Raw genomic sequence first — 23,520 nt, forward strand, 5'->3', positions numbered from 1 at the left:
CGGCCGAGCGATCGAGTTTGCGCGGTACCGCGCAGACGTAGGAGCCCCACGTGACCACTTCACGCTCCGTTTCCGCCCCTCTTCGGACATTCGTGCTCGATACCTCGGTCCTGCTCTCGGATCCGTGGGCAGTCATCCGGTTCGCCGAGCACAATGTGGTACTTCCGTTGATCGTCATCAGCGAGTTGGAGGGCAAACGCCACCATCACGAATTGGGATGGTTCGCGCGGGAATCCTTGCGCATGCTCGACGACCTCCGCGTCGAGTTCGGCCGACTCGATCAGCCGGTTCCCATCGGAACCTCCGGTGGCACACTGCAAGTCGAGCTCAACCACACCGATCCTTCGGTACTTCCCGTCGGCTTCCGGACCGACTCCAACGATTCTCGGATCCTCGCCTGCGCCCTCAATCTGAAGGCCGAGGGCAAGGATGTCGTGCTCGTCAGCAAGGACATTCCCTTGCGCGTGAAGGCCGGTGCCGTCGGTCTTCCCGCCGACGAGTATCACGCTCACGACGTGGTGCCATCCGGGTGGACCGGCATGACCGAGCTCGACGTCGCGCCCGATGCGGTGGACACGCTGTTCAACGACGGCGTGATCGATCTGGCCGAGGCGCGAGACCTGCCGTGCCACACAGGAGTTCGCCTGCTTGCCGGACGGCAGAGTGCGCTGGGCCGCGTCACGCCCGACAAGCAGATCCAGCTGGTGCGCGGCGAGCGTGAAGCCTTCGGCTTGCACGGTCGCTCCGCAGAGCAGCGGGTGGCGCTCGATCTTCTGCTCGACGAGAGCATCGGCATCGTCTCGCTAGGCGGAAAGGCCGGAACGGGCAAGTCCGCTCTGGCGCTCACTGCCGGACTCGAGGCCGTTCTCGAACGTCGCTCGCATCGCAAAGTCGTTGTGTTCCGGCCTCTTTACGCCGTCGGTGGTCAGGAACTCGGCTACCTCCCCGGTAGCGAGAGCGAGAAGATGGGCCCCTGGGGACAGGCGGTCTTCGACACCCTCGAAGGGCTCGCGAGCCCGGAGGTGATGGAGGAGGTCATCGCACGCGGAATGCTGGAAGTGTTGCCGCTCACGCACATCCGCGGTCGATCGCTGCACGATTCCTTCGTCATTGTCGACGAGGCGCAATCTCTCGAGCGCAACGTGTTGTTGACGGTACTGTCCCGGCTGGGTTCGGGCTCACGCGTCGTACTCACCCACGACGTCGCGCAGCGAGACAACCTGCGCGTCGGTCGACACGACGGCGTTGCCGCGGTGATCGAAAAGCTCAAGGGCCACCCGCTTTTCGCGCACATCACGCTTACCCGCAGCGAGCGTTCACCGATCGCTGCTCTGGTGACGGAAATGCTCGAAGAGTTCGGGCCGTCGGGAGCCTGACCCCCTTGTGAGCGGAACTTCGTAGAACACTACGAAGTTCCGTTCACCTGGCTCACCGGCTGACTGAAGCCCGGAACATCCCTCGCACAACACCTTTGAGGAAATCGGTGGTGTCGAAGTAGTCTCGCCACACGGCCACCTTGCCGTCGCGCAGCTCGAAGGTTCCGCACACCCAGAATTCGATTCGAAGCCGACGCCAGATCAGGGCGTCGGTGCGTTCGGTGAGGACTGTGTTTCCATCGGCCGCGATGTTGTGCATGGTGACATCGAAGCCGAATGTCGGCTTGGCCAGCAAGGCCAGGAACCTGCCGACGTTCGACCTGCCGCGTACCTTCGGTAACCCGACGTTGTGCCACACGACGCGGTCGTCGAGAAGAGACAGTGCGCGATCTGTGTCGCGGATTCTCAACGCGTCGAACAGGTCTTCTACGATCTCGGTTGCCTGCTGTGTGTCGGTCACTTGGTGAATCGCCCCAATCCGTCGCCGTCGAAGAACTCGAGTGTGACCGTGTTCGCGTTGAACGTCGCCTGAGAAATGGTTCCGTCGGGTGCATTTTCGCCGGTCGGCTCGAACGTGAACGTATCACCGTCCCAGGGCGACAAGTCGTAGGAGGTTCCGTTCGGCCCGATGGCCAACACCAGCTTCCCGTTCGACTCCGTTACCGTCGCCGGCCCCCAGTACGTGTTCTGGTAAACGCCGGTGTACGACGAGAGGGGCTGTGGCGCAGCAGCATTCGCGGGAGGTGTCTTGCCTGCGAGCTCGCCCTCCGGTTCGCTCATTCCGGCGAAGGCATTCTTGTACAGTGCTCGCCAGTCCTCGCGCACCTCGCCGAACTGGACGAGGTCGGCGAATTCGGCGGTGACGGTTTCGGCGATGCCGAGGGGCGCGGCGTTCGTCAGCACGACGATCGCGACGTCGAGCGACGGAATCCACAGAAAATTGGTACCCGCCCCGAGCGCGAATGCTCCGGAATGGCTGACCGTCGTCCGTCCGGCCGCACTGGTGGAGACGTTGAATCCGTACCCGTAGTAACCAGCGCGTGAATCCGGCGTCGACGACGGGCTCGAGACGATCTGCGCGCTGATGGCAGGCAACAGGGCGTCGGGATCGACGATGGTCTTCCCGTCGTGGGTTCCGTCGGCGATGAGCATCGTCAGCCACTTGGCGAGGTCGTTCACCGAGGAGCTGACGCCACCGGCCGGAGTCTGTGGATCGGGGTCTCGCTGATACTTCGCTTGGTACTCGCCGTCGACGAGAACGTGAGGCACGGCTCGATCGGCCCTGGCCATGTAGTCCGAGAACGACGAGCTGGTCGAGGTCATACCGAGCGGGCCGTAGACGGTGTCCTGGCTGAGGGTGTCCCAGTCCTTGCCCGACGCCGCAGCGACGGCCTCGGCGGCGGCGGTTATCCCGAAGTTGGTGTAGTGGTACGTGGAGCGGAACGGGTCGAGGGGAACTTCTCTCAACCGTTCGAGAACCTGCCTGCGGTCGTATCCGAGGTCTTCGAGCAGATCGCCTTCGTGTTCGGGAAGTCCGCTTCGATGCGCGTAGAAGTCGCCGACCGTGACGTTCTGGGTCACCCACGGGTCGTCGAGCGCGAACCACGGCAAGTGTGAGACCACCGGCGTCGACCAGTCGATCACTCCCGCTCCCACCTGGGACGCGACGACCGTCGCGCCCACCGACTTGGACAGCGAGGCCAACTGGAACACCGAGTCGCCGTCGACCGGGTCGTCCTTGCCCACCTCACGGACGCCGAAGCCCTTGGAGTAGACGACGTCGGAACCGTGCACGACGGCTATGGCCATACCCGGAATGTTCGACGACGCCATCAGCTCCTCGGCGATGCCGTCGAGCTTGCCGACGGCCTCGTCTACGCGGCCGGCCGGAACGTCGACGCCCGCGACCTGACCGGGGGACAGATCGCTGGTCGGTGCAGGCTCGGATGGCGGGGGACCGTCTGCGGTGGGTGCGTCGTTCGAGCACCCGACCAGCGCGATCATCGAGCACACGACAGTAAGACACAGAAAATTTCGACCCGACCGCATCATGAGGAGTCCTCACGTCGATGACTGGATGCATCTGAGAATAGACCCGCAACGACCTGGCGTTAGGAGAATTCACAATGGTCCGGGGCACGACGTCGGGCGCTCAGGTGCAGGCGCTACGGTTACCGCATGTCTACGAACCTGTCCGACGGTGATCTGCTGGTCCGTTTGGAGCCCGCGGTCGAAGAGAATCTACGACGCCACATCGAGGCAGCGAGCGAATGGCACCCCCATGACCTCGCGCCGTTCGACGACGGCAAGAACTTCGCCTTCCTCGGCGGCGAGGACTGGTCGCCCGAGCAGTCGCACCTGAGCGACGTCGAAATCCTGGCCGCGACAGTCGCCGTTCTCGTTGCCGACAACCTGCCCGCATACCACCGCGAATTGGCCCACGCACTCACCGGCCTCGGTGCCTGGTGGAAGTGGACCGGCCGGTGGACGTCGGAAGAGAACCGGCAGTCGATCGTGCTCCGCAACTACCTGGTACTCACCCGCGCCGTCGATCCGGTCGCGCTCGAGCGCGTGCGGATGGAGCACATGACGCTCGGCTACGACGCACCGAGCCATCATCTGCTCGACATCCTGGCGCACTTCGCCATCGAGGAAGCTGCTGCGGCGCTGCGTCACCGCAACACGGTTGCTCTGAGCAAGGATCCGGTACTGGCCACCATCCTCGGCAAGATCGCCGACGACGATGCATTGCAGTCGACGTTCTACGCCAACATCCTCGATGAGGCCTTCGCCGTGGTGCCGGATCAGGCCGCGCGCGCCATCGCGGACCGCGTGAACGGGTTCGCCATCCCCGTCGTGAACCTGCCCGAGCGCGGCAACAGCACCGTCGCCCTCGCCGAAGCCGGCATCTACGACGCCGACCAGGAACGCGAGAAGGTGTTCAAGCCCCTGCTCGCCGGCTGGAAGATCTTCGACCGCACGGATCTGGGCGAGGACGGCCTGAAGGCACGCGAGGAAATCGCTCACCTCGCCTGAGGTTTCTGCCCCTTTCGAAAACGTGAATGGTCCATTGCACACACACTTCTCGGCGGTGCAATGGACCATTCACGCATTCAGGGGTCCGGCGAGGCAGACAGGAAAACTAGTCCTTGACCTTCGCCATCGCGAGGACGTCGAGGCGCTTGTCGAGTTCTTCCTCGCTGAGTCTGTCGCCGATCAGTCCGCGGTCGATGACCGTCTGACGGATCGTCTTCTTCTCCTTCAGCGCCTGCTTGGCGACGGCCGCAGCTTCCTCGTACCCGATGGCGGAGTTCAGCGGCGTCACGATGGACGGCGAGGACTCGGCGAGGGTCTTGAGGTGATCGACGTTCGCAACCAGGCCGACGACACACTTGTCGGCGAACAGGACCGAGACGTTGGCGAGCAGCTTGAACGATTCGAGCACGTTGCGCGCCATCATCGGGATGTACACGTTGAGCTCGAATGCACCCGACGCACCGCCGAAGGCAACTGCCGCGTCGTTGCCGATGACCTGAGCTGCGACCTGCGTAACAGCTTCGGGTAGAACGGGATTGACCTTGCCGGGCATGATGGAGCTACCGGGCTGCAGGTCGGGGAGGGCGAGCTCGCCGAGGCCGGTGAGCGGTCCCGATCCCATCCAGCGAATGTCGTTGGCGATCTTGGTCAGTGACACCGCGATGGTGCGCAGTGCGCCCGATGCCTCGACCAGTCCGTCGCGTGCGGCCTGTGCCTCGAACGAATCCTTGGCTGCGGTGAGTGCGTCGATGCCGGTCGACTTGACCAGTTCCGCAACGACTTTCGGGCCGAAGCCGTCGGGTGCGTTGAGGCCGGTGCCGACGGCGGTGCCGCCGATGGGGAGCTCACCCAGTCGGGGCAAGGTGGCCTCGACGCGCTCGATGCCGGCCTCGATCTGACGGGCGTAGCCGCCGAATTCCTGGCCGAGGGTGACCGGTACGGCATCCATGAGGTGGGTGCGGCCGGACTTCACGACGGTCTTCCACTCGACGGCCTTGGCGGCGAGGGCCTCGTGCAGGTGCTTCAGAGCGGGCACCAATGACGTGACTGCTGCCTCGGTCGCGGCGACGTGAGTGGCCGTCGGGAACGTGTCGTTGGAGGACTGCGACATGTTCACGTGGTCGTTGGGGTGCACCTCGACGCCGTTCGCCTTGGCGATCGACGCGATGACCTCGTTGGCGTTCATATTGGAGCTGGTGCCCGAGCCGGTCTGGAAGACGTCGATCGGGAACTGGTCGTCGTGCTTGCCGTCGGCGATCTCGGTTGCGGCGGCGATGATGGCGTCGGCCAGTGCGCCGTCGAGCAGGCCGAGGTCCTTGTTGACCTGTGCGCAGGCGGCCTTGAGCAGGCCCATCGCGCGGATCTGAGTGCGCTCGAGCGGGCGGCCCGAGATGGGGAAGTTCTCCACTGCACGCTGAGTCTGGGCGCGCCAGAGTGCGTCGATGGGGACGCGAACCTCTCCCATGGTGTCGTGTTCGATCCGGAACTGCTGTTCGTCTGTCTGCGTCATGAGCCTTACTTTGCCAGTCGTGGTTTCGGGGATCAGAAGGACGGTGCCTGGCCGGACTCGTCGGCGTCGAAGTCCACCGAGGAGTATTCGCGTAGCTTCTCGAGGCGGTGGTAGGCATCGATCATGCGCACGGTGCCGGACTTCGATCGCATGACGATGGACTGCGTGTGCGCGCCGCCGCCCGCGTAACGAACGCCGCGCAGCAGGTCACCGTCGGTGACACCGGTGGCGGTGAAGAAGACGTTCTCGCCCGAGACGAGGTCCTTGGTGTCGAGGACGCGATCGAGGTCGTGGCCCGCATCGATGGCCTTCTGCTTCTCGTCGTCGTCCGTGGGTGCCAGACGCCCCAGGATGGCGCCGTCCATGCACCGCATCGCGGCGGCGGCGATGATGCCCTCGGGCGTTCCGCCGATTCCGATGAGCATGTCGGTGCCCGAGTCGGGACGAGCGGCGGCGATGGCACCGGCGACGTCACCGTCGGAGATCAACCGGATACGAGATCCGGCGTCGCGCACCTGCTGGATCAGTTCGGCGTGCCGGGGGCGATCGAGGATGCACACCGTGACGTCCGAGGCGGATCCCTTCTTGATCTTGGCGATGCGGGCGATGTTCTCGGCGACGGGGGCGGTGATGTCGATGACGTCCGCGTAGTCGGGGCCGACGGCGATCTTCTCCATGTAGAAGACGGCGGACGGGTCGAACATGGCTCCGCGCTCGGCGACGGCGAGTACCGAGATGGCGTTGGGCATGCCCTTGGCCATCAGCGTGGTTCCGTCGACGGGGTCGACGGCGAAGTCGACGTCGGGTCCGTTGCCGTTGCCGACCTCTTCGCCGTTGTAGAGCATCGGCGCTTCGTCCTTCTCGCCCTCGCCGATGACGACGACGCCGCGCATGGAGACCGAGGCGACCAACTGACGCATGGCGTCCACTGCCGCTCCGTCGCCACCCTCCTTGTCGCCGCGACCGACCCAGCGACCCGACGCGAGTGCACCGGCCTCGGTGACGCGTACGAGTTCGAGTGCGAGGTTGCGATCTGGCGCCATGGCGCGAGTGGACTCGGTGCTGGCCGTCATCGGTTTGTAGCCTCCTGGTTGGTGGGGTGTTACCCAGGCAGGATTATCTCACTTCTGTGATGCCTGCGGTGGGGTCGGGTCGACTGTGAGGTACGCGCCGACCGAGCATTGCCGTGCAGAGGGGATACTGGTGGTGTGGCGAACAGCAAACCCCGGATTCTCAACAACAACCGCGACATGGTCTGGTCGCTGATTCCGCTGGTCATTGCATGTTTGTTGATTGCGGGCGTCGCCAGCCAGTGCTCGCTGAGCCCCGGTGGGCCCAAACAGGGGCCCATTCCCAACTTCGACGTGAACTCCGCCCTGCAGTACGACGCGTCGGAAATCGGTTTCCCGGTGCGCAATCCGGCTGTTCCCGAGGGCTGGACACCCAATTCGGGTAGTCGAGCGACGATCTCCGGCGACAGCGGCGGGCCGGCGACGACTGTCGGATACATCACGGGCACCGGCGCGTACCTGCAGCTCACTCAGTCCACCGCGTCCGAGGAACTGCTGGTTCCGTTCGTGGCAGGGGAACCGGTGTATGCCTCGGGCGCGCAAAACGTGTCGGGTCGAGACTGGGTGGTCTACGGCGAGGAGGGTTCGCGGAACTACTGGGTCTCGGACTTCGGTGATACCCGAATACTGCTGGGCGGCACCGCGACCACCGAGGATTTCACCATGCTCGCCGAGACCCTCGACGTCACCGAACCGCTGGTGCCCTAGCTGTCCTTCTCGGTGCTCGCGAGCGCGGTCTCGATACGCTTGCGAGCACCCGCGAGCTGTTCCTCGCAGCGGGACGCCAGTTGCTCGCCGCGCTCCCACAGCGCGAGTGAGGCATCGAGATCGAGCCCACCCTGCTCGAGGATCTTCACGACGCCCACCAGTTCGTCACGGGCTTCCTCGTAGCCCAGTTCCGATACCGGCTTGTCTTCGTTCTCGCTCATCCGTACTCCCTCTGTCATTTCACTCGGCCCATGACTGCTGCGGTGACGGCACCGTCGGCCACCCGCACTCTGATCTGCGTACCCGGCGGCGCGTCCTCGACCGAACGCAGCACCTCGGGATCCGAACCCGCAACAACACGTTGCACGACGGCATAGCCCCGAGCAAGTGTGGCAGCCGGTCCCAGCGTCGACAGCCGCGCCCGCAGATGTTCGACGAGGGTGTCCTGGGTGGTCAGTTCGCGTTGCACGTCGCGTCGAGCCGCGTCGAGCAGCCGTCGAATCTCTTCGCGACGTTGTTCGAGCGAGGCCAATGGATCGGCCAGTACCGGCCGGTGTCGCAGCATGTCCAGACCGCGAGCCTCGCGCTCGACCCAATTGCGCAGCGCTGCAGCACTTCTGGATTTCAGCTCCGACACCAGCGCTTGTTCGGCAACGGCGTCGGGCACCACCAGTTTGGCAGCATCGGTGGGCGTTGCGGCCCGCAGGTCTGCGACGTGATCGCTGAGCGGGCTGTCGGGCTCGTGGCCGATCGCGCTGACGATCGGCGTCGTGGCCCGAGAGATGGCGCGGCACAGGGCCTCGTCGGAGAACGGCAGCAGATCCTCGACGCTGCCGCCGCCACGGGCGAGGATGATGACGTCGACGCCGGGGTCGTCGTCCAGGTCCTTCAACGCGTCCAGAATTGCCGGGACCGATTGCGGCCCCTGAACCGGAGTGTTGCGAACCTCGAATCGGACGGCAGGCCAACGCCTCTGGGCAACGGTGAGGACGTCCTTCTCGGCTGCGCTTGCGCGCGCGGTGATGAGTCCGATGGTGCCGGGCAGAAACGGCAGCGGACGCTTGAGCCGTGGGTCGAACAGTCCCTCTGCCGCCAGCAAAGCTCGGAGCCGCTCGATGCGGGCAAGTAGCTCGCCGACGCCCACAGCACGAATATCGGTGGCGCGCAGTGAAATCGTGCCGCGACCGGTGAAGAACGACAATTTGCCGTAGAGGATGACGCGCGCACCCTCGGTCAGTGGAACGGGCGAACGGTCGAGAAGCTGCGGCGAACATGTCACCGACAACGACATGTCGGCCGACGGATCACGCAGCGTCAGGAAGGCGGTACGGGTACCTGGCCGAGCATTGATCTGGGTGAGCTGCCCCTCGACCCAGATGCTGCCGAGCTTGTCGATCCAGCCGGCGACCTTCATGGCGACCGTGCGCACCGGCCATGGCTGTTCGGCGGTGCTCGCGGCAGCCTGAGTTGAACCCGACTGAGTTGAACCCGACTGGGCGGGACCGGACTGGGGTGGGGGAGTGCTCACTTGGCCTTGGCGGTGGTGATGCGGTTGGCCAGCATCGTCTGGAACGGTGCGCGGGCGAGCGTGCCGTTCTCGTAGTCGAGCAGCGTCTCGAGATCCTGGACGGAGAGCGTGCGCAGTCGCGCGCGCAGCTGCGCGAGCGCGAGGGTGTCGAAGTCGATCATCTCGACGATCTCGGGCTTGTCGACGGAGGGAGCACGCTTGGCCGAGGTGTCCTGGACCGGTTCGTCCAGCGGAGGCGTCGAGTACAGAGCGAAGCGACCGTTCGCAGCGACCGGCTCGGCCACGGGGGCGTCCGGGACATCGACGTCGTCGGTGATGACGGGGGCGTGGAACGTGTCGTCGTCTTCGTCCTCGTCGAAGCTGGCCCAGGAGGGCTGCTCCTCGCTCGGGGTCCCGATGACCGGCAAGGTCGCGATGATCAGATCGCCCTTGATGGCCAGCGCCGTCACCTGCTGCTGGAATCGCATCCCGCGCGCCAGTGCCTCGCTGACGACCGTCATCGGCAGCATCAGGGCGGAACCGGGAAGCTTGCGAGCCTCTTCCACGACGGTCGCGGCGACGCCTGCAGCCACACGCGCTGCAAAGGGGACTCGAGTCATGTGCACCAGACTGCCCGAAACGATGAACTTTGGGTAGCCGACAGGCTGTACGACCCTTCTCGGCGGGGGCCGAGGGACATGGAAACGAGGCAGGCGAGCTCGGTGCACGTATCCTGGGAGGTATGTCTTCGGCTGTTCCACTGAATCTTGGTATTGCACAGTCCGCCGGTACGGGTAAGTCCTCGTATGCAGGGGGTAAGCGAGTGCTGCTCGCGGAACCGCGAGGCTACTGCGCCGGTGTCGATCGTGCGGTCGAGACCGTCGAGAAAGCGCTGGAGCAGCACGGTGCGCCGGTGTACGTGCGCAAAGAGATCGTGCACAACCGGCACGTGGTCGAGACCTTGTCCGACCGTGGCGCGGTGTTCGTGGAGGAGACCGACGAGGTGCCCGAGGGTTCGCTGCTCGTGTTCTCGGCCCACGGTGTCTCACCGGCCGTGCATACCTCCGCCGCCGAGCGAAACCTGCGCACCATCGACGCCACCTGCCCACTGGTGACCAAGGTGCATCAGGAAGCCAAGCGGTTCGCTCGGGACGACTACGACATTCTCCTCATCGGCCACGAGGGCCACGAGGAGGTCGAGGGCACGGCCGGCGAGGCACCCGAGCACATTCAACTGGTCGACGGCCCCGATTCGGTCGACAACGTCACAGTCCGCGACGAGAACAAGGTCATCTGGTTGTCGCAGACCACCCTGAGCGTCGACGAGACCATGTTGACCGTTGCCAAACTGCGCGAGCGATTCCCGACGCTGCAGGACCCGCCCAGCGACGACATCTGCTACGCGACGCAGAACCGTCAGGTCGCGGTGAAGGCGATGGCACCGGAATGCGATCTGGTCATCGTCGTCGGCTCCAAGAACTCCTCGAACTCGGTGCGGTTGGTCGAGGTTGCGCTGGGCGCAGGTGCGCGGGCGAGCTACCTCGTCGACTACGCCAAGGAAATCGACCTGGCCTGGCTCGACGGAGTCGAGACCATCGGCATCACCTCGGGTGCGTCCGTACCGGAGATCCTGGTGCAGGGCGTCATCGACCTGTTCGCCGAGCACGGTTACGCAGACGTACAGCCGGTCACCACCGCAAACGAGACCCTGGTGTTCTCGCTACCGCGCGAACTTCGCCCGGCCCGCTAGAACCCGAGAGTCCGCGGTGCTTCGCCACCACACCCGGCACGCCGGCGACTCGAACTAGTCGCTGTGGCGGTCGCGGTACCGAACCTGCGGCACCGGATGCGGCGGAATGTCGTCTCGGTTGGACGTCGGCAAGGAATGACTGCCCTGGGAGTTGCTGTCCGGTTCCGTACCGGAAACACTGCTCCGAGGAACGACCGGCCGAGCCCCGGTACCGAAGGGATCGGCAACTTCGCGCGGCGGCTGTATCCGGGTCGAGCGTTCGCGGCGAGGTTCCGTCGAATAGCGGGTGTCAGTAGAGGGACGCGCCTCGGGCGTCGGTGGGCGATATCGGGTCCGCTGGTTCTCGGGCGTCTGATAGTCGGGCTTGGAGTGCTCGCCGCGGGCGAAGTCGGTGGCGGCCGCTCGAGAGCGGGTCGGTGCGCTCGGGGTCGGGACGGACTGGCGGCGAGCACCGGTCTCGGGGGTAATTCCGGGACGTGAGCCGCGTGATTGCGAATCTGTACTCCTGCGGCCGACGTACGGCCCGGGCACGATGTCGGTGGCTTCGGCGTCCGATGGAGCGCTGCGGTCTGCATCTGCGGTCGGTCGGCGGGTGCGGGTGCGTTCGGGGCGGTCTTCCTGCGCTCGTCGCTGCGCCCTCGTCGGCTTCGCGTCACTGGGCTTCGGGCCGCGCCGAACTGCCGGGGCGTGCGTGTTCTGCCGTTTGAGGAAGATACGAACGACGCCGAGTCCGACGGCCACGAGGGTGCCGAGCAGCATCAAAGGAAATCGGTTGACCAGCGGAATCGCAACGTTGAGGATGATGTCCTTGAGGCTGGTTCCGGCGTTGTCGGTGAAGTATTGGTAGGACAGCGGTACGGCCACGAACAAGATCAGCGGTGCTTGCACCATCGCGGTGAACAGCCCCCGGTAGCGCACCAACACGACGGCGGCGATGCAGCCGAGGATGTAGAGGAACGCGAACGCGCCGGTCAGCTCGGTTCCACGAGCAGCATCGACGAGAAATCCGAGAAAAGTCAGTCCCGCGGCGATCGCGACGGCACCCCACGCAGGCACGCCGGGCAGAGTCGCGAGGATGGATCGGTGATCCAGCGGTACCCCGGATCGGGCACGTTGGGAGGTAGACACCCCTCGAGGTTAGCCGTAGTTCAGCCGACTGCATCGCTGACATGACCGAAGTCGTGCCGGTAGCGGGACGAATCGGACAGTTTGGGTCGCTCGTCCACCCGGGCGATGTCCACCGGCTCGGCGTCGAACAGCTCGAGCTCGTGCAGCTTTCTCGCCGTCACACTCACCCTGGTATCGACGGACCCGACGGTGGAATTGAAGGACTCCACAGCCTTGCCGAGGTGGGCACCGAGCTTGTCCAGGTGCGTCGACACGACGCCGATCCGCGTGTACAGCTCGCGCCCCAACTGTTGGATACGAGCCGCGTCCTCGGCCAGTGACTCCTGCTTCCACGTGTAGGCCACGGTCCGCAACAGCGCGACCAGGGTGGTGGGGGTGGCCAGAATCACGTTCCGCCCGAAGGCGTACTCGAGCAGCCCGGTGTCCGACGTCAGTGCCGCGTCCAGGAAGGGGTCGCCGGGAACGAACAGCACGACGAATTCCGGGGTCGGTTCGAATGCCTCCCAATACGCCTTGTCGGCCAACTGGTCGATGTGGGTCCGCAGCTGCTTGGCGTGGCGGCGCAGGTTCTTCTCGCGTGCCCCGGAATCCTCGTCCTGTGCGGCATCGAGGTAGGCCGCGAACGGCACTTTGGCGTCGACGACGATCTGTCGACCGCCGGCCAGACGGACGATCATGTCCGGTCTGATGCCCTCCTTGCTGACCTGAGTGTCGAAATCGCAGTGCTTGACCATGCCTGCGAGTTCGACGACGCGCTCGAGCTGGACCTCTCCCCACCGGCCCCTGATCTGCGGCGCGCGCAGTGCCGTCACCAGCTGGGCGGTCTGCGTGGACAGATGCATCGACGCGCGGTGCATTCCGGTGACCTGCTCCGACAACCCCGCGTAGGCCCTGATTCGATTGTGCTCGACGTGCCGCACGTGCTCCGAGAGCGCGTCGACGGCGTCGTGCAACGGCTCGACCAGGTGCGAGACCTGCTGGCCGATCACGGTCGAATGTCGCCGCGCGGAATCCTCGTTGACCGCACTCAGTGACTGCCGAAGCATGCCCTCGTGCTCGCGCAGCGCGGCGAGCTGGGCTTCGGCTCGTACGGCACGATCGCCCATCCGAGACGCATGCAGCAGCCAGCCCACTACCGCTCCGATACCGAGGGCCACGAGCAGGCCGAACGCGGTGAGAATGTTCATGGAAGCAGATGATGCAGGAGGGTACCGACAGACTTCGGTGCGCACATGCTCACCACCCGACTGGCCGACGCGCCTCGGGGAGTTTGTCGGTGGTTCCCGATAGCGTCGAACTCATGAGAATCCTGCACACCTCGGACTGGCACATAGGACGCACCTTTCACGGTGTCGACCTGTTGGCAGATCAGGGCGCTGTGCTGGGGTCCATCGCGGAACTGGTTGCGGCACAATCGATCGATGTGGTGGTGGTACCGGGCGACATCTACGATCGCGCCGTTCCGAGCGCGGATGCCGTCGTGGTGTGCAACCGCGGTCTCGAGGCAATTCGAGCAGCCGGCGCGGTCATCGTCGCGACGTCGGGCAACCACGATTCACCTGCGCGCCTCGGAGCCGGTGCCGCGTTCGCCTCGGCCGGCGGCCTGCACCTGATGACTCGGGTGGGCGATGTCGCCACACCGGTCGTCATCGACGACGAGCACGGCGGTGTCGCGTTCTACGGCATCCCGTATCTCGAGCCCGAGACCACCCGACTCGAACTTGATGTTCCCGCCGCGCGCACCCACGCCGAGGTACTCGGAGCGGCAATGGATCGCGTCCGCGGCGATCTCGCTGCGAGAACCGATGCGGGGCAACACGTTCGCTCGGTCGTCCTTGCGCACGCATTCATCGTCGGCGGTGAGGCGACCGGTTCGGAGCGGTCCATTTCCTCCGGTGGCATCGAAACCGCGCCGGCGTCGGCGTTCGACGGCGTCGACTACGTTGCGCTCGGCCATCTGCATTCTCCGCAGGTTCTCACCGACCGAGTGCGGTACTCCGGTTCGCCGTTGCCGTATTCGTTCGGTGAACGATCGCACCGCAAAGCCGTCTGGATTCTCGACCTCGATGCCGATGGTCTCGGCACCGTCGAACGAGTGGACCTGCCGGTGGTGCGCGGGCTCGCCCGCATCGAAGGAACGGTCGAGGAGTTGCTCTCGGACGCAGCGTATTCCGAGTTCGAGAACCACTACGTCTCCGCGGTTCTCACCGACGAGGTGCGTCCGGTCGACGCAATGCGCTTGTTGCAGCAGCGTTTTCAGCATGCGATACATCTCGAGTGGCGTCGCCCCGAGGGCTCCGGCGAGCTTCGTTACCGCGATCGCGTCCGCGGTCGCAGTGATCTCGCCATTGCCACCTCGTTCCTGACGGACATGCGTAGCGCGCCCACCGCCGCGGAGTCCGCACTGCTGGCCCGCGCGTTGGCGTTCGTGCAGCGCGAGGACGAGGTCACCGACGGCTCTGCTGCAGACCGAGGTGCTGCGTGAGGTTGCATTCGCTCGAGATCACCGCTTTCGGACCCTTCGCGGGTACCGAGGCGGTCGACTTCGATGCTCTCGGAGCCGATGGGCTTTTCTTGCTGCACGGGCACACGGGGGCAGGCAAGACAACGGTTCTCGACGCCGTGGCGTTTGCCCTGTACGGAACCGTGCCCGGAGCACGTCGCGAAGGCAAGCGATTGCTGTCCGACCACGCAGTCGCCGGGGCGGTTCCGCAGGTGACCCTGGAGGCCACCCTCGGCGGTCGACGCATCCGCATCGTGCGCAGTCCGGAGTTCTTACGGCCCAAGCTCAGAAGCAGCGGTACCACCAAGCAACACGCCAAGGCCAGTCTCACCTGGATGGACGGTCGTGGGCAGAATCTCACGCGACTGACCGAGATCGGTGATGCCGTCAACGCGCTCCTCGGAATGAGCGCCGACCAGTTCTTCCAGGTGGTGTTGTTGCCGCAGGGCGAGTTCGCACGCTTCCTGCGAGCCGACAGCGACGAGCGCGGGAATCTGCTCGAAAGGCTCTTCGACACAGGACGATTCGGCGATGTCGAGGAGTGGTTCGCCCAGCGCCGTCGGGAATTGGCCGCGGAGCTGGCCGATGCCCATCACGCCATCGACATCATGCTCGGCCGCGTGTCGCAGGCATCGGGAGTGCCCGAGCCCGTGAGTACCGAAGCGGAAGCATCGGACCCGCTCGAGTGGGCGGCCGACGTTCTTCGGGACGCCCGTCAGAACCGAACTCTCGCGCAAGGGCGAGCGGTGCTGGTCGACGCGGCCGCTCGGCGTGCATCGGACGCGTTGGCGGAGGCCACGACCGTGCTCGAGCTGCAGCGTCGACGAGATCTCGCCGAGGAGCAACTCGCGCAGCATCGGGAAGGGGAGCCGGCGCGGGTAGCGCGCAGAACCGAGCTTGCAGACTCGGCGGCAGCGGGCCCCATCGCCGCCGCCGCTGCCGACCTTCGCCTGGCTCGCGCGGCGGCCGACGCGGCGACCACCGCGCTGACGGCAGCAGAGCGCGGGCTACCGACTTCCCCGGAGGGGCAGCGGTTTCACGATGCGTTGCACTGGCCGCCCGCACCGGGCGATCCCGCGGACGAGCGCACCGTTGTTGCGCAGTTCGTGCGCGACTGGACCACCGACGTCGCGCGTATGCAGTCGTTGCTCGGGGTCGTGCGGGAGGCAGATCGGCTCGACGGCACGCTGGTCGACCACCGAACGCAGCGACGCAGCATCGCAGTACAGATCGAGGGCACCATGCAGAAGCAGGCCACGATGCCCGACAGGATCGCAGCCGCCGAATCCCGGGTGACCCGAGCAGAGGCAGCAACGGCAGAGTTGCCGGGTCTCGACGAGCGCTGCGAACGGGCCCGCGCCGCGGCCGAGTCAGCAGTCGAATTGGTACGCAAGCGCTCCGCTCTCCTCGAAGCCGAACGCGCCCGTGACACGGCCGGTGCCGCGCACAACACGGCCTGGGAACATCTGCTCGATCTGCGCGAGCGCCGTATCGACGGAATGGCAGCAGAGCTGGCGGCCCGTCTGACAGCGGGCGAGCCGTGCGAGGTGTGCGGATCCGCCGCGCATCCACACCCCGCTGCCGCATCGACCTCGACAGTGACCAAGGCACAGGAAGACAAGGCCGCCGCCGCGGAACGTAAGGCGGCTGCTGCCCTCGACCGGGCGGTCGGGGCAGTCGCGGAGGCCAGACTCGCGGTGGACCTGCTCCACGACCGCACCGGGGGAGCGTCGCCAGCGGAGTTGACGCTGGCCCTCGATACCGCAACGAGCGCAGTGCAGGATGCCCGTGCGAGCGCCGCGGACCTCGATCCGGCGAGGGTGGAACTGAGCCGTCTACGCCGCGAATCGGACGAACTGACGGTCGCGCTCAACACCCTGGTCGCGTCGCGAGCAGCCCTGGACGAGCGGATATCGGCCACCGAGGAGTCGCTGGCGCAGATGCGTGCATCGGTGTCCGAGGAGGTGGGAGACGGCCCGTCGCCGGCCGACCGAGTACGGGATCGCGAAGCCTTGATCGACGGTGCCCGCCGAATCCAGGAGGCGCGGATCGGCTGGCTCGACGCGACCGCACGGGCCGACGCGCTGCGAGCCGAACTCGATCGACGAGTGACAGCATCGAATTTCGATACCGCCGAGGCGGCAGCCGTGGCCGTTCTGACCACCGATCGCGTCGAGCACATCGAGGCCGAGCTCCGTGCCGCCGAGGAGCGCCGGGCGCACGCCGAACACGTATTGCGCGAGCCTGCCATCGTCGCCGTCGCCGAGCAGCCGCCGGTGGATCTGGATCCGCTGCGACGCGCCTGTGCCGAAGTCGAGGGCAAGGTCCGGCACGCCGCCGCGGAGGTCGCCGAGAATCGACGGCGCGCAGACGATCTGGAGCGGTTGATCGCCGAACTGTCGACGGCGGCCGAGGCCATCGCGCCGCAACGCGCGGAATTCGACGAGCTCGCCAACCTGGCCGACGTGGTGGCCGGGCGAGGTCAGAATGCCCGGAAGATGTCGCTGCGATCGTATGTGCTCGCGTCCCGGCTCGAGGATGTCGCCGAGTCGGCCTCGGCGCGGTTGCGCCGAATGTCCTCGGGCCGATACGAATTCGTTCACTCCGACGAGGCTGGTGCCCGCGGCAAGCGTGGCGGGCTCGGCCTCGACATCCGAGACGACTACACCGGCGTCGTCCGCTCGGCGAAGACCCTCTCGGGCGGAGAGGCGTTTCTCGCCTCGCTCGCACTCGCACTCGGGCTCGCCGATGTCGTGGCCGCCGAATCCGGTGGAGTCGTCCTGGACACCATGTTCATCGACGAGGGGTTCGGCACGCTCGATGCCGACACCCTCGAACAGGTGATGGCCGTCCTCGACGAACTACGTGCGGGCGGACGCGTCGTCGGCGTCGTCAGCCACGTCGACGAGATGCGGCAACGCATTCCCAGCCGCCTCTACGTCAAGCGGGAGCGCACCGGATCGACGCTTCAGGTCGTCGCGTCCTGACCTGACGCAGGTTTGTCGGACTTCGTCTCGTCCTCGTCGTCCAGACCGGCCTGCTCCTCGGTCAGCCCATCGGGCGGTGGGATTTCGTCTTCGAGTTCGTCCTGGTCCGGTTCGTTCGAGCGCGCGTCGATCTGCTCGGACAGGTACCGGATCAGCACCGCGGCAACCGCAGCAGCCGGGACGGCGAGAAACGCACCGATGATGCCGAACAACGAGCTGCCACCCGCCACGGCCAGCAGCACGATCGCCGGATGCAGGTTCATGCTGCGACTCTGCAGAATCGGCTGCAGCACATTGCCTTCCAGCTGCTGCACCGCGACGATGATGGCGAGCACGATCAGCGCCGTCGTGAGCCCGTTCGCCACCAGTGCCACGAGGACTGCGAGCGCACCGGCGACGAACGCGCCGACGATCGGAATGAAGCCACCGAGGAACGTCAGTGTCGCGAGCACCAGCGCCAGCGGAACGCCGAGAATGATGAGTCCGAGTCCGATGAAGAAGGCGTCGATGAAGCTCACGATGGCTTGAGTTCTGATGAATCCGCCGAGCGTCGCCCACATCCGTGAGAGCACCTCGCCCAGATGGCGTCCGGCGCGGCCACCGGAGAACCCGTGCAGCCACGGTAGGAACTTGGGGCCGTCCTTGACGAAGAAGAACGACAGAACCAACACCAGCGCCAGAGTGACCAGCAGCGAGCCGGCCGCGGATACGCCGGTGAATACGCCGGTGGCGATGACCTCCCCGCTGTCCTGCAGGCGCGACACGATCGCCGACACCGCCGAGTCGATCTGGTCGTCGCCGATGTTCAGGGGCGGGCCCTTCAACCAGTCCTGAACCTGCGCGATCCCGCCCGACGCCTGGTCGACCAATTCGGGAGCCTGCTCGGCCACCGAGGGAATGATCAGGGTGATGACTCCGCCGATGACGACGAAGAACACCACGAGCGAGACCGAGGCGGCCAGCGCGGGTGGGAATCCCAGCCTCATCATCAACTTGGCCGGCGGCCACAACACCGTCGCGACGATCACCGCGAGCAGCACCGGCAACAGGATCACCCACAGATGACCTATGAGCCAGCCCAACACCCATGCCCCGGCGGATATCGAAATCAGGATGAGCGACCACTTGGCCAACCACAGGCCGCCGACTCCGATGAGGTCTCCGCGATCCTTCCCGGACTTGGCTGATGCCCTGGGTTTTCCTGGCACTGCCGATTCGGTCACGGTGGCTTCCTCACATTCGGCGGATGGCGGATCGTGAAGAACCATAACGCCCGGTGTCGGTCGGCTGTGTGTCACCGCCACCCGGCGCGATACCGGTCAGGCCGCCTCGTGTGTCAGCAACCACTCCTTGACGGGCAAACCCCAGCGGAATCCGCCGAGCGCGCCGCCGATGCGGACCACCCGATGACACGGTACGAACAGCGCGGCGGCATTGCGCGCACAGGCGGAGGCTGCACCGCGGATGGCCGCGGGTCGGCCCGAGAGTTCCGCGAATCGGGAGTAGGTCACCGGAGCGCCGGGTTCGACGGTGCGCAGTACATCCCAGGCGTGCATCAGGAATTCACCGGACCGTTGCGCGACGGGCACATCGTCGATCCGATCGAGTTCGCCGCGGTGGTACGCGTCTACGGCAGCGGTGACGGCGCCGAGATCGGCGGCACTGCGAACGGTATCGGGCCGCAGCGTCGGGTGGATCAGCATCCGTAGATCCTCGACGTCCGCTGTCCAACCCGAGGCAAGGACGCGCTGATCGGCGTCGACGATGGTGGTGAAAGGGCCGATCGGGGTGTCGCGGGTGGCGGCAGTGGCAGTCATGCTTGTCTTCTCTCCAGTGCGGTGATCCACAGGTGCATCGAGACGTACGAGCGCCACGGTGCCCAGCGGGCTGAGTTCGTCAGTGAGATGTCCAGGGCTTGCGCACCCTGGCGAACGACGAGGTCGGTATCGAGCAGAACATCGGGATCGCCGAGCAGCCGCATCACGACATAGCGGGCCGTCCAGGGGCCGATTCCTTTGAGCGCGAGCAGTTCTCGTTCGAGTTCGGGGCCCTCTCGCGCGGGATGCAACACGACGGTTCCCGACGCGATGGCGTCGGCGACGCGGATGACGGTCTGCACGCGGGCCGCAGGTCCGGTGAGTACCTCGTGGCCCCGTTCGGCGATCACGGCGGGTTCGGGAAACAACCTGGTGACGGCGTCGTTGCCGAGATCGAGTGGTGAACCGAGAGCATCGACGAGTCGAGCGGTGTGGGTGGCCGCGGCCTTCAGCGAGATCTGCTGCCCGATCACCGTGCGCAGCAACATCTCTGCGCCGTCGACCACGCCGAGCGCACGAATGCCTGGGTGGGCGTCGACGCTCGGTGCCAACTGTGGGTCGGTGCGCAGGGCATCGTCGACGGCGAGTGGATCGGCGTCGAGGTCGAGGAGGTGTCGGATTCGGGCCACGGCGGGGGCGAGGTCTCGCATGTCCTGCAATGTCACAGCGGCACTGACGAATTCGTCCATCACCCGCAGAGCCACCAGTCCGCCGGCGTGCGGCAGACGTAGCGATCGGACGTATTCGCCGTCCTCGGAGAACGATTCGATTCCCTCGACCACGTGACCGCGAAGGAACCACTCGATCCAGCCGCGGTCGAGGGGCGCGCGATAGGGCAGCCGCAACGTGACCGTTCCACCTGCGGTTGTCACCGCGGTGCGGTGTGCCTCCCGCCGCAGCGTCGACGGATCGACGGCGAAGACTTCTTTGACGGTGTCGTTGAACTGCCGAACGCTGGAAAATCCTGCAGCGAAGGCGATGTCGGCCATGGACATGTCGGTGGTCTGGATCAGGGTACGAGCGGTGTGGGCGCGGTGCGCACGTGCCAACGCCAGCGGGCCTGCGCCCACCTCCGCCGTCAGTACACGAGTCAGTTGGCGGCTCGAGTAACCGAGGGTACTGGCGAGGCCGTCGACGCCACCACGTTCGACGGCACCGTCGGAGATCAATCGCATGGCGCGAGAACTGAGGTCCGAGTGAATGTTCCAGCGCGGGGAACCGGGAGTGGCGTCGGGCTGGCAGCGGCGGCAGGCGCGGTACCCGGATTGTTGGGCCGCCGCTGCCGTGGCCAGGAACGAGACGTTGCCCGGCTTGGGGGTGCGTGCTGGGCAGGAGGGGCGGCAGTAGATGCCGGTGGTGCGAACGGCGGTGAAGAACTGGCCGTCGAACCGTGCGTCACGCGAGGAGACTGCGCGGTAACACCGGTCGAAGTCCAGTTCTTGCACCTGCCGTTCGTTGCTCATGTACTCACTGTGTCAGCGCGAACCCGCCAGTGCTAGCGGAAATCGGACGTGGCTGCGCCCCTCGTGCGCGTTTTGCGTACCTCCAGCTACGCAAAACGCGCACGAGGGCGAAGCCCTAACAGCAGCGGGCCCCCGGATTTCGGTCCGCCTCCGCGTGCCGGTCCTTCCAGTACTGCCGCACGGTCGGAGGTTCCTGATCCGGGTGGCGGCGGGCCAGATGGGCGACATAGCGGTCGTAATCGTGGTCGCCCATCACCGAGGTGATCCACCACCACAGCCCGCGCATCTAGTGCGCCGATCCGGGGCGACGGACGGTGCCTGCGTCGATCAGCTCGTCCCACTCGGCCTGAATCTTCTTCTCCGACGGGGTGAGGACGAAGCCGGTGGGGCCGAAGATCTTCGACGGCACCTCGGGCTCCTCGTTGTCGGGCAGGTCGGCTCCGCGAACGGCCTTGATGCACACCCACACTCCGGCGAACACGACCACCAGGACCAGTACCGCGAAGACGATCGACAGCGTGCCCTGGATGAAGGTGTTGCGGATGACGGCGTCGATGGCCTCGGGGGTCTTCGCGCTGCCGAAGCTGCTCAGGCCCTGCTCCTTCGCGTCACGGAACTGCGAATGCTGCGTCCAGTAACCGATGGCCGGGACGGAGGAGAAGATCTTCTGGTACGACGCCGTCATGGTGACGATGAGGTCCCAGGCGAGGGGAACTCCGGGTATCCACGCCCACTTGTAGAGGCCACGCTTGACGACGATCACCATCACTACCGTCAACGCGATCGCCGCGAGCAACTGGTTGGCGATACCGAACAGCGGGAACAGGGTGTTGATGCCGCCCAGTGGATCGGTGACGCCCATGAGAAGGATTGCGCCCCAGGCTGCAACGACGATGACGGAGCAGATCCATGCGCCGGGACGCCACGACGGGTCCTTGAATTTCTTGGCCGATGCGCCGGGCAGGTTGCCGATGCTGTCGGAGAGCATGAAGCGTGCGACGCGGGTGCCTGCGTCGACCGTGGTGAGGATGAACAGTGCCTCGAACATGATCGCGAAGTGGTACCAGAACGACTTGAGCGATTCGCCGCCGAACACCTGGTGCAGTACCTCGGACATACCGAACGCGAGTGTCGGTGCGCCGCCGGTGCGGGAGATGATCGATTCCTCGCCCACATCGGTTGCCGCCTGGCTCAATTCGGCCGGCGAGATGTCTCCGCCGCTCAGCCCCAATCCGTTGACGTACGTCGCCGCAGTCTCCGGAGTGCCGCCGGTCAACGTCGCCGGTGCGTTCAATGCGAAGTAGATGTGCTGATCGAGAACGCAGGCGGTGATGAGCGCCATGATGGCGACGAACGACTCGGTGAGCATGCCGCCGTAGCCGATCATGCGCATCTGCTTTTCCTTCTCGAGCAACTTCGGCGTGGTGCCGGAGGAGATCAGAGCGTGGAAACCGGAGAGTGCGCCGCAGGCGATGGTGATGAACAGGAACGGGAACAGTGAACCCGCGAAGGCCGGCCCGTTGCCCTCGGTGGCGAAGCTCGTCATGGCGGGCATCTGAATTTCGGGACGCGCGATGAGGATGCCGACGGCCAGCAGCGCGATGGTGCCGACCTTCATGAACGTCGACAGGTAATCGCGCGGTGCGAGCAGCAGCCACACCGGCAGGATGCACGCGAGCAGGCCGTAGCCGATCAGCAACCAGGCGACGGTGACCTTGGAGAGGGTGAACCAGTCGGTGCCCCACTCGGTTTCGGCAACCCAGCCACCGGCGACAATGGCGAGCAGCAGCAATACGACGCCGATGAGCGAGACCTCGGTGACGTTGCCCGGTCGCAGGAAGCGCAGGTAGACACCCATGAAGAGTGCGATGGGAATGGTCAGGGCGATGGAGAAGACGCCCCACGGGCTTTCGGCGAGTGCGTTGACGACGACGAGTGCGAGCACCGCGATGAGGATGATCATGATGACGAACACCGCGACCAACGCCGCGGTGCCACCGATGACGCCGAGTTCGTCACGGGCCATCTGTCCGAGGCTGCGTCCGTGCCGACGCGTAGAGATCCACAGCACCAGGAAGTCCTGGACGGCACCGGCGAACACGACGCCGATGATGATCCACATGGTGCCGGGCAGGTAACCCATCTGAGCGGCGAGCACGGGTCCGACGAGCGGGCCGGCTCCGGCGATGGCGGCGAAGTGGTGGCCGAACAGCACCCGACGGTCCGTCGGCATGTAATCCTTGCCGTTTTCCAGAATCTCGGCGGGCGTGGCTCTGTCGTCGCGCGGGAAGACGATCTTGCGTTCGATCAGCCTGGCGTAGAAGCGGAAAGCGAAGATGTAGGTACAGACGGCGGCGATCACGAACCACACGGCGTTGGGGTTCTCCCCGCGCACGATGGCGATGATCGTCCAGGCGACGCCGCCCAGAAGGCCGATTGCGACGAGCATCAGACGCTTCGCCGTGGTCATCGGATGTGATTCGACGACGCCGACGGGTGGTAGGTCGGGATCTGTCTTCAGCAGTTCGACGTGTGGATCGTCGGGTGCTTTCAGTGACATGTGTGGGGTCTCCATGCTCGCAGTTGTGACTGCGATCACCCTATGTGCGGAGCCGGTCGGCGTCCTCGAATCGACGCATCGCCGTGCGCCCGGCGGTCGCTGGAG

The 23,520-nt window shown here is 65.7% G+C and carries 20 protein-coding genes; 6 read left to right on the forward strand and 14 right to left on the reverse strand.

Annotated elements, in window-relative coordinates; genetic code table 11:
• The first annotated feature begins 50 nt into the window (after positions 1-50).
• On the forward strand, positions 51-1,376 hold the full coding sequence (locus tag CH275_RS26205) for a PhoH family protein (RefSeq protein ID WP_179276361.1): 1,326 nt from the start codon (positions 51-53) through the stop codon (positions 1,374-1,376).
• Between the two features lie 52 nt (positions 1,377-1,428).
• Here CH275_RS26205 and CH275_RS26210 read toward each other — a convergent pair whose 3' ends face one another.
• Both CH275_RS26210 and CH275_RS26215 read right to left on the reverse strand, forming a co-directional pair.
• The gene (locus tag CH275_RS26210) at positions 1,429-1,836 is read right to left on the reverse strand and encodes a limonene-1,2-epoxide hydrolase family protein (RefSeq protein WP_094681018.1); all 408 of its coding nucleotides are present in this window, start codon (positions 1,834-1,836) and stop codon (positions 1,429-1,431) included.
• A complete protein-coding gene (locus tag CH275_RS26215) occupies positions 1,833-3,425 on the reverse strand; it encodes a serine hydrolase (RefSeq protein ID WP_094681161.1) in 1,593 nt (530 codons plus the stop codon). Before CH275_RS26215 ends, CH275_RS26210 begins: the two co-directional genes overlap by 4 nt.
• 129 nt (positions 3,426-3,554) lie before the next feature.
• On the opposite strand from CH275_RS26215, the gene CH275_RS26220 reads away from it, so the two are divergent.
• Positions 3,555-4,412 (forward strand): acyl-ACP desaturase, encoded by an 858-nt coding sequence (locus CH275_RS26220; RefSeq protein WP_094681019.1) that lies wholly within the window; start codon positions 3,555-3,557, stop codon positions 4,410-4,412.
• 106 nt (positions 4,413-4,518) lie between these two features.
• On the opposite strand, the gene CH275_RS26225 is transcribed toward CH275_RS26220, so the two are convergent.
• Complete coding sequence (locus CH275_RS26225) at positions 4,519-5,922, reverse strand: class II fumarate hydratase (protein WP_094681020.1); 1,404 nt, start codon at positions 5,920-5,922, stop codon at positions 4,519-4,521.
• A gap of 32 nt (positions 5,923-5,954) precedes the next feature.
• Positions 5,955-6,995 (reverse strand): class II fructose-bisphosphatase, encoded by a 1,041-nt coding sequence (gene glpX / locus CH275_RS26230; protein ID WP_032380529.1) that lies wholly within the window; start codon positions 6,993-6,995, stop codon positions 5,955-5,957.
• 135 nt (positions 6,996-7,130) lie between these two features.
• Here glpX and CH275_RS26235 point away from each other — a divergent pair, with 135 nt between their 5' ends.
• The gene (locus CH275_RS26235; RefSeq protein ID WP_094681021.1) at positions 7,131-7,700 is read left to right on the forward strand and encodes a DUF4245 domain-containing protein; all 570 of its coding nucleotides are present in this window, start codon (positions 7,131-7,133) and stop codon (positions 7,698-7,700) included.
• On the opposite strand, the gene CH275_RS26240 is transcribed toward CH275_RS26235, so the two are convergent.
• From CH275_RS26240 to CH275_RS26250, 3 genes are all read right to left on the reverse strand, one after another.
• Positions 7,697-7,921, reverse strand: coding sequence for an exodeoxyribonuclease VII small subunit (locus CH275_RS26240; RefSeq protein ID WP_094681022.1), 225 nt, complete (start codon positions 7,919-7,921; stop codon positions 7,697-7,699). The two genes, CH275_RS26235 and CH275_RS26240, sit on opposite strands and share 4 nt — an antisense overlap.
• 14 nt (positions 7,922-7,935) lie before the next feature.
• Positions 7,936-9,129 carry an exodeoxyribonuclease VII large subunit gene (gene xseA, locus CH275_RS26245; RefSeq protein ID WP_094681023.1) on the reverse strand — a complete coding sequence of 398 codons (1,194 nt, stop codon included), beginning with the start codon at positions 9,127-9,129 and terminating at the stop codon, positions 7,936-7,938.
• Between the two features lie 95 nt (positions 9,130-9,224).
• The gene (locus CH275_RS26250) at positions 9,225-9,827 is read right to left on the reverse strand and encodes a lipid droplet-associated protein (RefSeq protein ID WP_094681024.1); all 603 of its coding nucleotides are present in this window, start codon (positions 9,825-9,827) and stop codon (positions 9,225-9,227) included.
• A gap of 122 nt (positions 9,828-9,949) precedes the next feature.
• Here CH275_RS26250 and CH275_RS26255 point away from each other — a divergent pair, with 122 nt between their 5' ends.
• On the forward strand, positions 9,950-10,957 hold the full coding sequence (locus CH275_RS26255; protein ID WP_094681025.1) for a 4-hydroxy-3-methylbut-2-enyl diphosphate reductase: 1,008 nt from the start codon (positions 9,950-9,952) through the stop codon (positions 10,955-10,957).
• Positions 10,958-11,011: 54 nt separating this feature from the next.
• On the opposite strand, the gene CH275_RS26260 is transcribed toward CH275_RS26255, so the two are convergent.
• Both CH275_RS26260 and CH275_RS26265 read right to left on the reverse strand, forming a co-directional pair.
• Positions 11,012-12,085, reverse strand: coding sequence for a DUF6542 domain-containing protein (locus CH275_RS26260; protein WP_179276363.1), 1,074 nt, complete (start codon positions 12,083-12,085; stop codon positions 11,012-11,014).
• Between the two features lie 20 nt (positions 12,086-12,105).
• Positions 12,106-13,272: a DNA recombination protein RmuC gene (locus tag CH275_RS26265; RefSeq protein ID WP_094681027.1), complete on the reverse strand. Its 1,167-nt coding sequence runs from the start codon at positions 13,270-13,272 to the stop codon at positions 12,106-12,108.
• Between the two features lie 113 nt (positions 13,273-13,385).
• Here CH275_RS26265 and CH275_RS26270 point away from each other — a divergent pair, with 113 nt between their 5' ends.
• Both CH275_RS26270 and CH275_RS26275 read left to right on the forward strand, forming a co-directional pair.
• Positions 13,386-14,570: an exonuclease SbcCD subunit D gene (locus CH275_RS26270; protein ID WP_094681028.1), complete on the forward strand. Its 1,185-nt coding sequence runs from the start codon at positions 13,386-13,388 to the stop codon at positions 14,568-14,570.
• Positions 14,567-17,575 (forward strand): AAA family ATPase, encoded by a 3,009-nt coding sequence (locus CH275_RS26275; RefSeq protein ID WP_094681029.1) that lies wholly within the window; start codon positions 14,567-14,569, stop codon positions 17,573-17,575. Before CH275_RS26270 ends, CH275_RS26275 begins: the two co-directional genes overlap by 4 nt.
• Here CH275_RS26275 and CH275_RS26280 read toward each other — a convergent pair.
• From CH275_RS26280 to CH275_RS26300, 5 genes are all read right to left on the reverse strand, one after another.
• Positions 17,557-18,843, reverse strand: a complete 1,287-nt coding sequence (locus CH275_RS26280) for an AI-2E family transporter (RefSeq protein WP_094681030.1) — start codon at positions 18,841-18,843, stop codon at positions 17,557-17,559. The genes CH275_RS26275 and CH275_RS26280 overlap by 19 nt on opposite strands.
• Positions 18,844-18,894: 51 nt before the next feature.
• Positions 18,895-19,392 carry a methylated-DNA--[protein]-cysteine S-methyltransferase gene (locus CH275_RS26285; protein WP_094681031.1) on the reverse strand — a complete coding sequence of 166 codons (498 nt, stop codon included), beginning with the start codon at positions 19,390-19,392 and terminating at the stop codon, positions 18,895-18,897.
• Complete coding sequence (locus CH275_RS26290) at positions 19,389-20,855, reverse strand: DNA-3-methyladenine glycosylase 2 family protein (protein WP_094681032.1); 1,467 nt, start codon at positions 20,853-20,855, stop codon at positions 19,389-19,391. Before CH275_RS26290 ends, CH275_RS26285 begins: the two co-directional genes overlap by 4 nt.
• A gap of 115 nt (positions 20,856-20,970) precedes the next feature.
• Positions 20,971-21,141 (reverse strand): YbdD/YjiX family protein, encoded by a 171-nt coding sequence (locus CH275_RS26295; protein WP_094681033.1) that lies wholly within the window; start codon positions 21,139-21,141, stop codon positions 20,971-20,973.
• Complete coding sequence (locus tag CH275_RS26300) at positions 21,142-23,415, reverse strand: carbon starvation CstA family protein (protein WP_094681162.1); 2,274 nt, start codon at positions 23,413-23,415, stop codon at positions 21,142-21,144.
• Positions 23,416-23,520 lie beyond the last annotated feature (105 nt).

The sequence above is a fragment of the Rhodococcus sp. 06-235-1A genome, from assembly GCF_002258785.1.
Lineage (GTDB): Bacteria > Actinomycetota > Actinomycetes > Mycobacteriales > Mycobacteriaceae > Rhodococcoides.